This is a genomic window from Zoogloea sp. 1C4 (assembly GCF_009469605.1).
Classification (GTDB): Bacteria; Pseudomonadota; Gammaproteobacteria; order Burkholderiales; family Rhodocyclaceae; genus Zoogloea; species Zoogloea oryzae.
Window position 1 is genome coordinate 172722 of sequence record NZ_SSXU01000008.1, and the last position, 13511, is coordinate 186232.

Annotated in this window: 13 protein-coding genes; 11 read left to right on the forward strand and 2 right to left on the reverse strand. The window is 65.1% G+C overall.

Annotated features, from left to right (window positions below):
- Window positions 1–35: 35 nt before the first annotated feature.
- The 11 genes from GH681_RS12380 to GH681_RS12430 all read left to right on the forward strand — a co-directional run bounded on the left by GH681_RS12380 (window position 36) and on the right by GH681_RS12430 (window position 11305).
- Entirely contained in the window at window positions 36–1043 is a 1008-nt protein-coding gene (locus GH681_RS12380) for a sulfate ABC transporter substrate-binding protein (RefSeq protein ID WP_153161788.1), read from the forward strand.
- Window positions 1044–1054: 11 nt separating this feature from the next.
- Window positions 1055–1723 carry an alpha/beta hydrolase gene (locus tag GH681_RS12385; protein WP_153161789.1) on the forward strand — a complete coding sequence of 223 codons (669 nt, stop codon included), beginning with the start codon at window positions 1055–1057 and terminating at the stop codon, window positions 1721–1723.
- A 220-nt stretch (window positions 1724–1943) separates the two neighbouring features.
- Complete coding sequence (locus GH681_RS12390; RefSeq protein WP_153161790.1) at window positions 1944–2795, forward strand: methionine ABC transporter ATP-binding protein; 852 nt, start codon at window positions 1944–1946, stop codon at window positions 2793–2795.
- 16 nt (window positions 2796–2811) lie between these two features.
- On the forward strand, window positions 2812–3465 hold the full coding sequence (locus tag GH681_RS12395; protein ID WP_368666705.1) for a methionine ABC transporter permease: 654 nt from the start codon (window positions 2812–2814) through the stop codon (window positions 3463–3465).
- 49 nt (window positions 3466–3514) lie between these two features.
- Complete coding sequence (locus GH681_RS12400) at window positions 3515–4345, forward strand: MetQ/NlpA family ABC transporter substrate-binding protein (RefSeq protein WP_153161792.1); 831 nt, start codon at window positions 3515–3517, stop codon at window positions 4343–4345.
- A 166-nt stretch (window positions 4346–4511) separates the two neighbouring features.
- Window positions 4512–5843, forward strand: coding sequence for a phenylacetate--CoA ligase family protein (locus GH681_RS12405; protein WP_153161793.1), 1332 nt, complete (start codon window positions 4512–4514; stop codon window positions 5841–5843).
- Between the two features lie 53 nt (window positions 5844–5896).
- Window positions 5897–7222, forward strand: a complete 1326-nt coding sequence (locus GH681_RS12410; protein WP_153161794.1) for an O-acetylhomoserine aminocarboxypropyltransferase/cysteine synthase family protein — start codon at window positions 5897–5899, stop codon at window positions 7220–7222.
- Window positions 7223–7301: 79 nt separating this feature from the next.
- The gene (metX, locus tag GH681_RS12415; RefSeq protein WP_153161795.1) at window positions 7302–8450 is read left to right on the forward strand and encodes a homoserine O-acetyltransferase; all 1149 of its coding nucleotides are present in this window, start codon (window positions 7302–7304) and stop codon (window positions 8448–8450) included.
- A complete protein-coding gene (locus GH681_RS12420; protein ID WP_153161796.1) occupies window positions 8443–8826 on the forward strand; it encodes a hypothetical protein in 384 nt (127 codons plus the stop codon). The genes metX and GH681_RS12420 overlap by 8 nt, the downstream gene beginning before the upstream one ends.
- 173 nt (window positions 8827–8999) lie before the next feature.
- Window positions 9000–10577 carry a diguanylate cyclase gene (locus GH681_RS12425; protein ID WP_194271223.1) on the forward strand — a complete coding sequence of 526 codons (1578 nt, stop codon included), beginning with the start codon at window positions 9000–9002 and terminating at the stop codon, window positions 10575–10577.
- Between the two features lie 116 nt (window positions 10578–10693).
- Entirely contained in the window at window positions 10694–11305 is a 612-nt protein-coding gene (locus GH681_RS12430; protein ID WP_153161798.1) for an aminotransferase class V-fold PLP-dependent enzyme, read from the forward strand.
- A gap of 346 nt (window positions 11306–11651) precedes the next feature.
- Here GH681_RS12430 and GH681_RS12435 read toward each other — a convergent pair whose 3' ends face one another.
- Complete coding sequence (locus GH681_RS12435) at window positions 11652–12737, reverse strand: hypothetical protein (protein WP_153161799.1); 1086 nt, start codon at window positions 12735–12737, stop codon at window positions 11652–11654.
- 150 nt (window positions 12738–12887) lie between these two features.
- Window positions 12888–13511, reverse strand: a 624-nt coding sequence (locus GH681_RS12440; protein WP_228111889.1) for a transposase, incomplete at its 5' end; no start/stop codon positions are given.

A 13511-nucleotide genomic window follows, 5' to 3' on the forward strand; every position in this document is an offset into this window, starting at 1 on the left:
TGGCACATCCCGTTGCCAATCCAAAGGAATTCACCATGTCTCGTCACTTCAAGCGCAGCCTCGTCGCCGGCCTCCTCGCCCTCGGCCTCGCCGCCCCCGCCTTTGCCCAGCAGACCCTGCTCAACGTCTCCTACGACCCGACCCGCGAGCTCTACCAGGACTTCAACGCGGCCTTCGCCAAATACTGGAAGAACAAGACCAACGAGACGGTCACCGTCAAGCAATCCCACGGCGGCTCGGGCAAGCAGGCCCGCTCGGTGATCGACGGCCTCGAAGCCGACGTGGTCACCCTGGCCCTCGCCTACGACGTGGACGCCCTCGCCGAAAAGGCCAAGCTGATCCCCGCCGACTGGCAGAAGCGCCTCCCCCACAACGCCTCGCCCTACACCTCGACCATCGTCTTCCTGGTACGCAAGGGCAACCCCAAGCAGATCCGCGACTGGAACGACCTCGCCAAGCCCGGCGTCGCGGTCGTCACCCCCAACCCCAAGACCTCCGGCGGTGCCCGCTGGAACTACCTCGCCGCCTGGGGCTACGCCCTCAAGCAGCCCGGCGGCACCGACGCCAGCGCGAAGGATTTCGTGAAGAAGCTGTTCGCCAACGTGCGCGTGCTCGATTCCGGCGCCCGGGGCGCCACCACCACCTTTGTGGAGCGCGGCATCGGCGACGTGCTGATCGCCTGGGAGAACGAAGCCTACCTGGCCATCAAGGAGCTCGGCCCGGACAAGTTCGACCTCGTCACCCCGTCCATCTCCATCCTCGCCGAACCACCCGTGAGCATCGTGGACAAGGTGGTGGACAAGCGCGGCACCCGCAAGCTCGCCACCGCCTATCTCGAATACCTGTACTCCCCGGAAGGCCAGACCCTCGCCGGCGACAACTACTACCGCCCCCGCGACCCGAAGATCGCCGCGAAGTACGCAAAGCAGTTTGCCCCGGTCAAGCTCTTCACCATCGACGACACCTTTGGCGGCTGGACGAAGGCCCAGCAGCTTCACTTCGCCGACGGCGGCATCTTCGACCAGATCACCACCGTCCGCTGAGGCCACACGCCATGTCCCACACCACCCTCATCGTGCCCGGCTTTCAGGGGAGCGGGCCGGCGCACTGGCAGAGCTGGATCGAGGCGCAGTTGCCCGGCGCCCGCCGCGTCGCCAACATCGACTGGGAGCGGCCGATCCTCGCCCGCTGGGCCAACGCCGTGCGGGATGCCATCGACCGCTCGCCCGGGCCGGTGTGGGTGGTGGCCCACAGCTTCGGCTGTCTCGCCTCGGTAGTTGCGGCGGCCGACCGCCCCGACCGGGTTGCCGGCCTCATGCTCGTCGCCCCGGCAGATCCGGACCGCTTCACCCCCACCGGCCTGCGGGACGCAACCGACCACCACGACCGGGACAGCCTCGCCCAGTGGATTCCCCGCCACGCCCTGCCGGCCCCCAGCCTGGTGGTGGCCAGCACCAACGACCCGTGGGTGCGGCTGTCGTCCGCCGCCTACTGGGCCGACTGCTGGGGCAGCCAGCTCGTGGATATCGGGCCAGCCGGCCACATCAACGTGGATTCCGGCCACGGCCCGTGGCCCCAGGGCCTCGCCCTGCTCCAGCGCCTTCAGGCCGCCTGCGAAGACCTGCCGCTCGGCAGCATCGACAACAGCTCGATCAACCGCCGGGGCCGCCACAGCGCACTCGCCAGACTCCGCCACCGCACCCGCCAGATCGCCGGCATCTGACCGCCGCAAACCGCCCGCGCCCGGGTCCGCAAGGACACCGGGCTGCACGCCGTGGACGCACAGCACCCGCCACACCCATCGGGCCTCACCGCCCGAAATCCCCATGCTGCGTGCAAAGCTCTGCACGAATCATCTGCATAGCTCTGCAGATTTAATTGGTTCAGGTGCCAGACCCCGGCGAATAAAGTGGCTGCGTTCCCAGCCCTTTTTGCACCGCACCATGTCCGCTACCCCAGCATCCACGCCCGCCATCGCGCTCAAGGGCGTCTCCCGCCGCTTCACCGACCCCGGTGGCGGCGAGGTCGGCGTTCGCACCACCGATCTGGTGGTTCCCCAGGGCGAGATTCACGGAATCATCGGCTTCTCGGGCGCCGGCAAGTCGACCCTCCTGCGCCTGGTCAACCTGCTCGAGCGTCCCGACGCCGGCGAGGTGATCGTCCACGGCCAGAACCTGACCCGGCTTTCGGCCTCCGGCCTGCGCCAGGCCCGCCACCGCATCGGGATGATCTTCCAGCACTTCAACCTGCTGCATAACCAGACCGTCGCCGAGAACGTCGCGCTGCCCATGCGCATCGCCGGCGCCAGCGCGGATCACATCAAGAAGCGCGTCGCCACCTGCCTGGATTTCGTCGGGCTGGCAGAGAAGGCCGATGTTTACCCCGGGCGGCTTTCCGGCGGCCAGAAGCAGCGCGTCGCCATCGCCCGAGCCCTGGCGCCCGAGCCCCACGTGCTCCTCGCCGACGAACCCACCTCGGCCCTCGACCCGCGCACCACGCTGGATCTGCTCGACGTGCTGGCCGACGCCAACCGCCAATTCGGCGTGACGATTCTCCTCGTCAGCCACGAGATGGAAGTCGTCCGCCGCCTGTGCCACCGGGTGTCGGTGATGGAGGGTGGCCGCATCGTCGAGCAGCTCGACATCGCCAACGGCGCGATTCCCGAAGGCTCCCTGCTTGCCAGCTGGCTGGCCGATTTCGGCGCCGTCGGCCCGGCCGCCAGCCCATCTCCGACGCAGTCCGAAGCGACTGCGCCCGCCCCGCACCACTTCGCCCTGGAGGCCGCCCATGCCTGAGAACCTCCTCGATACGCTGATCGAACTGCAGCCCGAGATCCTCAAAGCCACCGGCGAGACCCTGCTGATGCTCGCCATCTGCCTGTCGGTCGCGCTCGTGCTGGGCGGCGCGCTGGGCATCCTGGTGTTCCTCACCAGCCGTGGCCAGTCGCTGGAACGCTTCCGCGGCTTCAACCTGGTCACCAACGGCGTGATCAACGTGGTGCGCAGCTTCCCGTTCATCATCCTGCTGGTGGCGATCTCGCCCTTCACCCGGGTGATCGCCGGCACCTCGATCGGGCCGCTGGCGGCCAGCGTGCCGCTGTCCATCGCCGCCACCTTCTACTTCGCCCGCCTCATCGAGCAGACCCTCCGCGACGTGCCCCGGGGCGTGATCGAGGCCGCCGAAGCGATGGGCGCCTCGCCGCTGCAGATCGTCCGCCACGTGCTGCTGGTCGAGGCCCGCTCCGGACTCGTGCTGGCCATCACCGTGCTGGCCGTCAGCTTCCTGTCCTACTCGGCCGTGGCCGGCGTGGTGGGCGGCGGCGGCATCGGCGATCTGGCGATCCGCTACGGCTACTACCGGTTCCAGACCGACGTGATGGTCATCACCATCGTCCTGCTCATCGCCCTCGTCCAGAGCGTCCAGTTTGCCGGCCAGTGGCTCGCCCGCCGGATGGACAAGCGCTAAACCCCAAAACAACAACACCTCTAACCCAATCGTTCCGGAGAACATCACCATGCACAGCACCCGCCGCCACTTCGCCCTGCGCCTTGCCCAGCTCGCCGCCACCGTCGGCCTCGTCGCCGGGCTCGGTCTTGGCACCGCCCACGCCCAGGAGAAGAAGACCCTCGTCATCGGCGCCACCGCCGGCTCCAACTTCGACCAGCTCAAGCTGGGCATCAAGCCGGTGCTCGAGAAGAAGGGCTACACCGTCAAGCTCGTCGAGTTCAACGACTACGTGCAGCCCAACCTGGCCCTCGCCCAGGGCTCGCTGGACGCCAACCTGTTCCAGCACATCATCTATCTGAAGAAGTTCTCGGCCGACAAGGGTCTGAACCTCACCGACATCACCAAGGCGCCCATCGCCCCGCTGGGCCTGTATTCCAAGAAGCGCAAGAGCCTTGCCGACGTCAAGGACGGCGACCGCATCACGCTGCCCAACGACCCGAGCAACCTGGCCCGCGCGCTGGTCTTCCTCGAGCAGCTCAAGCTCATCAAGGTGAAGGCCGGCGTCGATCCGCTCAAGGCCACCGAGAAGGACGTGGCCGAGAACCCGCGCAAGCTGGTGCTCACCCCCATCGAAGCCGCCCAGCTGCCGCGCACCCTCGACGACGCCGAGTTCGCCCTCATCAACGGCAACTTCGCCATTTCCTCCGGCCTCAAGCTCACCGAGGCCGTGGCGCTGGAAAAGACCCCGGACCACTACCTCAACGTGGTCGCCGTGAAGACCGAGGACAAGGACAAGCCCTGGGCGAGGGACATCGCCGGCGCCTTCCATACCCCGGAATACCGTGCCGCGCTCGACAAGCACTTCGCCGGCTACGCTCGCCCGGCCTTCCTCCAGTAGTCAGGCACGCCTGCGTATCTGTAGGTCGGACTTCAGTCCGACACCGACATCTCACCGGTGACCGGAGATGTCGGACTGAAGTCCGACCTACACCGACCTACAACGACCTACAACGACCTACAACGACCTACACCGGCCAACAGTCCGCCCCCCAAGGATTCACGTCATGCTGAGCCCCGACCGTCCCTACTGGGACGCCGCCCTCGAAACCCAGTCCCGTGCCGACTGGGACGCCCTGAAGCTGCAGCTGCTGCAGAAGCATCTGCTCCACGCCTACCACCACTCGCCCTTCTACCGGGCGAGTTTCGACGCCGCCGGCGTGCATCCCGAGCTCGTCCGCAGCCTCGACGACATCCGCCTGTTCCCCTTCATCAACAAATCCACCCTGCGCGAGCGCCAGCTCGCCGTGCCGCCCTTCGGCGATCTGGTGGCCGTGCCCGAGCGGGACATCGTCTACATCTCCGCCTCCAGCGGCTCGACCGGCGTGCCCACCGCCTCGCCCTTCACGGCCCAGGATTTCGACGACTGGATCGACTACGAGGCGCGCCAGTTCTGGTCCTCGGGCCTGCGCCCGGAGGACCGCTACGCCCACTCCCTCAACTTCTCGCTGTTCGTCGGCGGCCCGTGCGTGCTGGGCGCCCAGAAGCTCGGCGCCCTGTCGATCCACGCCGGCACCGTGCCGTCCGAGCGCCTGCTCGCCATCCTGCGCCAGTTCCAGGTCACCGCCATCTGGACGACGCCGTCCTACGCCTGGTATCTGGGCGAGACCGCCATCAAGGAAGGCATCGACCTGCGGAAGGATCTGTCGGTACGGCGCATCTTCGTGGCCGGCGAGCCCGGCGGCTCGATCCCCGAAACCCGCCAGCGCATCGAAGACCTGTGGGGCGCCTCGGTGTATGACTACTACGGGCTGTCCGACATCTTCGGCTCCTGCGCCGGCATGTGCGAGGAGAAGGACGGTCTGCACTGGGCCGAAGATCACATCCTCGTCGAGGTGCTCCACCCGGACACCAACGAGCCCGTGCCCGAAGGCGGCCCCGGCGAGCTGGTGCTCACCACCCTCAAGAAGACCGCCCGCCCGATGATCCGCTTCCGCACCGGCGACATCGTGTCCTTCACCTCCGACCCCTGCGCCTGCGGCCGCACCTCGATCCGCCTCCAGGGCATCCACGGCCGGCTCGACGACATGCTCATCATCAAGGGCGTCAATGTCTTCCCCAGCGACGTGGAAGCCATCGCCCGCCGCGACCACGAGCTGACCGGCGAATACCGGCTGATCGTCGAGCGCGAAAACCACCTCGATCGCCTCACCGTCGAGGTCGAGCGCACCGCCGCCGCCACCGCCACCGATGCCGATCTCGCCGGCCGCTTCGCCCACCACCTGAAGGCCGTCACCGGCGTCAGCGCGGTGGTGAGCATCCTGCCGCCCGACACCCTGCCCCGCGCCACCCACAAGGCCAAGCGCGTGGAAGACCGCCGAAGCGGCGTATGGGGCTGAGGGCGACACCTCGCCAGATACAACACAACAAGACAAACCCAAGGAGCCTCGCCATGACCGAACGCAAAGCCGCCTACCGTTTCGAAACCCTGCAGGTCCACGCCGGCCAGCAGCCCGCCCCGGGCACCAACGCCCGCGCCGTGCCGATCTACCAGACCACCTCCTACACCTTCAACGACGCCGACCACGGCGCGCGCCTCTTTGCGCTGAAGGAGTTCGGCAACATCTACACCCGGATCATGAACCCCACCACCGACGTCTTCGAGCAGCGCATCGCCGCGCTCGAAGGCGGCGTCGCGGCGGTGGCCACCAGCTCCGGGCAGGCCGCCCAGTTTCTCGCCATCACCACCATCGCCCAGGCTGGCGACAACATCGTTTCCACGAGCTACGTGTATGGCGGCACCTACAACCAGTTCAAGGTCGCCCTGCCGCGGCTGGGCATCAACGTGAAGTTCGTCGAGGGCGACAACCCCGACGACTTCCGCCGCGCCATCGACGAGAACACCAAGGCGCTGTACGTCGAGACCATCGGCAACCCGCGCTTCAACATCCCCGATTTCGAAGCCCTCGCCAAGGTCGCCCACGATGCCGGCATTCCGCTCATCGTGGACAACACCTTCGGCGCTGGCGGCTACATCGCCCGCCCCATCGACCACGGCGCCGACATCGTGGTCGAATCCGCCACCAAGTGGATCGGCGGCCACGGCACCTCGGTGGGCGGCGTGGTGATCGACGCCGGCAAGTTCAACTGGGGCAACGGCAAGTTTCCGCTGTTCACCGATCCGGCGCCGGGCTACCACGGGCTCAATTTCTGGGAAGTCTTCGGCAGCGGCGGCCCCTTCGGCAACATCGCCTTCGCCATCCGCGCCCGGGTCGAAGGCCTGCGCGACATCGGCCCCACCCTGTCGCCCTTCAACGCCTTCCAGCTCCTGCAGGGCGTCGAGACGCTGTCGCTGCGCGTCCAGCGCCACCTGGACAACACGCTGGAACTCGCCCGCTGGCTCAAGGCCCACCCGCAGGTGGCGTGGGTCGAATACAACGGCCTCGAAGACAGCCCCTACCACGCGCTCGCCAGGAAGTACCTGCGTAACGGCTTTGGCGCGGTGCTCAACTTCGGCATCAAGGGCGGCGCCAACGCCGCGCGCACCTTCATCGACAACGTGGAGCTCGCCAGCCACCTGGCCAACGTGGGCGACGCCAAGACGCTGGTCATCCACCCGTCCTCCACCACCCACCAGCAGCTCTCCGAGGCCGAACAGAAGAGCGCCGGCGTGCGGCCCGATCTCATCCGCGTGTCGGTGGGCATCGAGCACATCGAGGACATCAAGGCCGACTTCGACCACGCCCTGCGCCGGGCCGGCCTGGCAACCGCGGCATGAGCGCCACCGTCTGGCCATCCGAAGGGGTGACACCGCGTCACGTGGGCAGACGGCCGTGCAGTAACCGGAGGAGCGCGCAGTGAGCGACTTCCGGCTCTCGGACCAGACCCGGGTGTTCCGCCCGGGCGCCCCGCTGCGCCTCGAATCGGGCGAGCAGCTACCGGACGCGCAGATCGCCTTCCGCACCTGGGGCCGGCTTACCCCCCGGGCCGACAACGCCGTCATCGTCTGCCACGCCCTCACCGGCTCGGCCGACGCCGACGACTGGTGGGCGCCGCTGTTCGGCGCCGGTCGGGCCCTCGACCCGGAGCGCGACTTCATCGTCTGCAGCAACGTGCTGGGCGGCTGCTACGGCAGCACCGGCCCCGCCAGCCCGGCGCCGGACGGCAGGCCCTGGGGGGCGCGCTTTCCGCGCATCACCATCCGCGATCAGGTGCATGCCCAGATCCTGCTGGCCGACGCCCTCGGCATCCGTCGCATCCGGCTGGTGATCGGCGGCTCGATGGGCGGCCTGCAGGCGCTGGAGTGGGCGCTGCTCGACGCGGATCGGGTCGACGCCGTGGCCAGCGTCGCCGCCGCCGCCCGCCATTCGCCCTGGTGCATGGCCTGGAGCGAGGCCCAGCGCCTCGCCCTCGCCGCCGACCCGAAGTATCGGGATGGGCATTACCCGCCGGCCGATCCGCCCGTCGCAGGGCTGGCCGCCGCCCGGGCGATGGCGATGGTCAGCTATCGCAGCCCCGGCGCCCTGGCCAGCCGCTTCAGCCGAGTTGGCGACAGTGACAGTGGCACCGACGAGGCTCCGTACTCGGCGGCCGACGGCGCCGTGCAGGGCTGGCTGCGCCACCACGGGCAAGCCCTCACCCGACGCTTCGATGCCAACAGCTACCGGGTGCTCCTCGATGCCATGGACACCCACGACCTCGGTCGCGGCCGGGGTGGCTGCGGCGCGGCGCTGGCGAGTCTCCACCAGCCGGTGCTGGTCGGCTCGGTCACCTCCGACGCCCTCTACGTACCCGAGGACCAGTTCGAGCTGGCCACCCTGTTGCCCGGCGCCACGCTGGTCGCCATCGACTCGCCCCACGGGCACGATGGTTTCCTGATCGACGCCGCGCGCTTCGAGCCGGCCCTGCGCCGTTTCACCGCCGGCATCGCCCCGCGTCACACGCCGCAGCCCGTTCGCCGTGCGGCCCCCATGCGCCCGGTGCACGCCGGGGAGCAGCGTGGCTGACCACGCCCCCGCCACCACCGTGATGCGCCGCGCCCTGCTGGGCAACCTGCACGACGCAGGCCTCGCCATCGGCGCCGCGGTGGGGCAAGGCAAGTCGGCGTTCTTCAGCGCGCCGGGCCTGTGCGCGCATGTCCTCGAATGCCTCGAGCTGATGCGCGACAGCGCCCGGGACATGCCTGCCGCCGACAAGGCCGCCCTTTCCCACATCGACTGGCCCGCCCTGGAGGCCCTGCCAACCCAGCAACAAGGCCCGCCCCATGAGTGGCGGGAGCGCCTCTGGCAGATCGCTCACACCCTCGTGCCCGCCACCACCGCCGCCTCCGTGCAATCCATGACGCCCCAACGGCCGAAAGCCGTCGCGAGACCGCGCCCATGACCTGATTTTCCACAGCACGCCCAGCTCGCCAGCGTGAATCGGGCTGTCTCCTTTGGTGCTGCTCCGGCAGCAGGCATACAATTGGAGCGGGGAGACGATTCACCGGTTTACGGTGCGAGGAAACAATGACAACAAGAGGGAATACCCTCAGAAACACCCCGGGGCGCCTTTGCGTGCGCGGCCTGCAGGGTTTCGTCGTGGTGCTGCTTGCGCTTTTTTTCTGCCTCATCGCAGACGCCCATGCCGAAGCGGTGCCGGAGACCGATACGGTCCGCCGGGTCGGCGTCACGTCATTCCGCGACAAGTCCGTCACCATCCGCGAATGGCAGCCGACGATGGACTACCTCTCGTCGCGGATGCCCGGCACCCACTTCATCGCCGTACCGCTCACGCTGCCCGAGTTCGAGATCGCCCTCGCCCACGGCGAGCTGGATTTCGTGCTCACCAACCCCCAGCACTACATCATCATGGAGACGCGCTTCGGCGTCTCGCGCCTCGCCACGCTGGTCAAGCGCGAAAACGGCGTCACCGTCAACCGCTTTGGCGGCGTGATCTTCACCCGCAGCGACCGGCCGGACATCCAGCGTCTGGAAGACCTCAAGGGCAAGCACATCGCGGCGGTAGACCGCACCTCCTTCGCCGCCTTCCTGCTCCAGTACGACCTCGCCCGGCAGGTCGGCCTCGACCTCGACAAGGACACGCACCTTCAATTCCTCGGTTTCCCCCAGGACAACTGCGTCATGGCCGTGCTCGAAGGCCGCGCCGACGCAGGCTTTGCCCGCAGCGGCGTGCTGGAAGCCATGGCCCGGGAAGGCAGCATCCCGCTATCCAGCCTGCGCATCATCCAGCCCGCGCCCCACCGGGACTTCCCCTTCCTCGTGAGCACCGGCCTTTACCCTGAATGGCCGCTCGCCGCGGCGCCCCACGTTCCCATCGACGTCGCCAACCAGGTTGCCGCCACCCTGCTGATGATGCCGCCCGACCACCCGGCCGCGCGGAGCGCCCGCTACTACCGCTGGTCCACCCCGCTGGAATACCAGCAGGTGCAGGCCGTCATGCGGCGCCACCACATCTACCCCTACGACAAGTCCGAACCGATCAACCTGCGGGACGTCCTGCAGCAGTATCTGCTCCCGGTCGCCATCGGGCTCGCCCTCATGGTGCTTGGGCTGGCGATCCTCTACGTGCGCACCCGCCAGCTCAACGTCGCCCTCAAGGCATCGCGCCTCAAGCTCAGCGACATGGCCCACCAGGACGCCCTCACCGGCCTGCCCAACCGCAACCTCCTCGAAGACCGCCTGACCCAGGCCCTCGCCCAGGCCGACCGCGCCAACAGCAAGGTCGCCATCTGCCTGGCCGACCTGGACGGCTTCAAGCCGATCAACGACAAGCTCGGCCACAAGGCTGGCGACGACGTGCTGCAGGACATCGCCAACAACCTCAAGGCCACCGTGCGGGCCGGCGACACCGTGGCCCGCTGGGGCGGCGACGAGTTCGTCCTGCTCATCACCGGCATCACCGACATCGACCAGATCGACGAAACCATGCGACGGGTGCTCGCCGCCGTCGCCCGCAGCAACACCCACAGCGGCGGCCTGCCGGTATCGGCGAGCATCGGCGTGAGCATCTTCCCCACCGACGCCCAGGCCCCCCAGACGCTCTTCAAGAACGCCGACGCCGCCATGTACGAAGCCAAGAAACGCGGCGGCAACTGCCACGTGCTCCACGCAGCGGAGCCCGTCCCCGCCTGACCCGATAACGCCGGCATGCTTCCGTCTGCCATAGGCCGCGTCCTGCAAAGCATTTTCGGATTCCACTGGAATCCATCTGAATTTTAATTGGTTCGTATCGCCGGACCCGCCCGCTAATGCGGGTGCGCGTGCAGGAGATCGGCGCGGACTTCTTCGTCTTCTCCGGCCACAAGGTGTTTGCCCCCACCGGCATCGGCGCGGTGTACGGCAAGCGGTCCATCCTCGAAGACATGCCCCCGTGGCAGGGCGGCGGCAACATGATCGCCGACGACACCTTCGAGAAGACCATCTACCACGGCCCCCCGACCCGCTTCGAGGCCGGCACCGGCAACATCGCCGACGCGGTGGGCCTGGGCGCGGCAATCGACTACGTCGAGCGCCTCGGCATGGAGAACATCGCCCGCTACGAGCACGACCTGCTGGTGTACGGCACCCGCGGCCTGCTCACGGTGCCCGGCCTCAAGCTGATCGGCACCGCCGCGGACAAGGCCAGCGTGATGTCCTTCGTGATGGACGGCTACCGCCCGGACGAAGTGGGCAAAGCCCTCAACGAAGAAGGCATCGCAGTACGCTCCGGCCACCACTGCGCCCAACCCATCCTGCGCCGCTTCGGGCAGGAAGCCACCGTGCGCCCCTCCATCGCGTTCTACAACACCTGCGAGGAGATCGACCGGATGGTGGCGGTGCTGCATCGGCTTGCGAGGGGCAAAGGGCGGCTCGGCAAGTAGGCCTATGCTGAACGCTAAACGGCCACGGTGCGAACCGTGGCCGTTTGTGTGCTGCACGATCGATCAACCCGCCAGCCGCATCCCTCGTTACCCTCTCAGATTGCCGATCACAGCCTGTGATTGCCCCTCTGAATGCCGGCGGATGTCATTGCACGATTCCGCTTGCCCTATCCATATCAGGCCGCACTGAGCAGGGCAACGAGTTCACTTCGACAAGCCGCACTGAATGCCATAAGCGGATCGTCGGGACGAGAGAACACATAAAGACGAATCTCGTCTGGAGAAATGTTGGATCTGTAGTATTTCTCGACGATGCGCCCTAATGACACAGTAAGACTAATAGTATTCAGAAACAATCAGCTTTCTTAACAACTTTCGAACCAGCCTTGTCGCTTAATGAAAAAACAACACTATAGAAACCGTCCGAGAGGCTCTTCTTCTTGTCTCCTTGTGTCAATTTTGCGAGCGAATACCAATTTTTTCTCAAATGAGAAGCAAGCTTCCTTGTCGCTCGTCCTGTACCACCACCAATAAGCACAAAAGTCACTTCCCTATCTGATCCAGGTAAGCATCCGCGGGACTTCGAGAACAAAGCACAGGCCCCATCTTCAGAGCTTTCAAAATTAATTGCTGGATCGTCCCAAAATTTTACTAAATCTTCTCTCTCGGGACTTCCTGAAATCACAACTCTCGGCTTGTCATCTTTTGTCATAGTACCAGGGCAGAATCTAAAGTAACTTGAATTCCACCTCTGCTCTCCAACCAAGATTGACATATGATTTGAGGTTAGTCCAATCAAGATAAATGTGTCAGCTCTTCTTATCTCGTCAAATTTGTCACTATTAACGTTAAGAAATTTGCGTTTATTAAAGTAGTCATAAACATCTTCATCAAACTGAATTCTAGGTTTATGAAAACCGAAGCTTCCAAATAACTCGCCAATTTCTCGCGCTGCAACCACATCATAAAACGACAAGGCTCGATTATCGAGATGCTTTATTCTCTTATCAGGAGAATTTTCTTTTCCACCATCAAACCCATTAACACATGCATTCATTTTCGAACATTGCTCTGCAATTTCAAATTTTGGCAGCACAAAGACTATTCTTCCGTCTTCTGGAATTGAGAACAAGCGCTGCAATGCATGCCATTTTGCGTGGTTCAGCGCCTTTGCCCATACAGTTGCGGCTATTGGGACGAGAACTGCTGCCAATACCGACCCCCCTAAGGCCAGTATAAAATTGGCGATTCCACGAAGAAGCGTTGCCGCTCCGTGATTACTACTAGAGCCAACTAGAATTCCATAAAGCAAACCACCTTCTTCGAGAGACGGAGAAGCAAGCGCTGCAAGTAGAAGAATTAGAGCAAGAGCGATTGATACTGATTTGAATGATTTTTCTTTTGATCCGAAAATCAGAGCCAACTTGTCCATGAGACACCCCCTATCGCTACGTTATTTTATATGCAAAATACACCATAATCGATAGTTATAATGCATTACTAAGTTATGTTCTATAGGATTTTTTAAAAGCCATCTGTTCGATTTAGGAAATCTCTGACTACTTAGTCGGCCCTGAAATATTCAATTCGCCGCTTGCAGCCGCCAGCCTGACGGCCAGGCTGCGCTGCCACTGAGTACCCGCCCAAGCATCCCGACCAGCACGCCGAGCGCAAAAAGGGCCGTCAGCCCCAAACGAGCCACCGCCCGCAGTAGCCAGCGCAAGTTGTAGCCCGCGGCACAGAGCACCGGGTGCAGCACATCTCCTTCAGATCCTTTCAGCCAGTTCCGCCGTAGCCCGCAGTCGTCCTTCAGGTGTCCGATTACGGGTTCGACTGCTTGACGCCGTTTAAGCAGACGACGCGCCTTGGCACTCAGGTTCTTGATTCGGCCCCGGTGGATGATCTCGACCCCGGGCACCTCCACACCCCGATAGCCCAGATCGACGATGGCGGTGTGGGGCTTCGGGGCGCCTTTGACGTCCTGCATCAGGATCGTCGCCTGCTCGATCTGCTCGGCGAGGGTGTGACCGTCGTAGGGATTGCCCGGAAAGGCCCGGGCGCCGACGATCAGGTTGCCTCTCTCGGTGGTGGCAATGCCCACCTTGACCCCGAATTCATAGGGCTGGCGCGCCTTGCCCTTGCCGATGCACTCGACTTCCGGCGCGTGCAGGGCGTAGAGCTTGTTCTTGTCCTTGGGCCGCTGGGT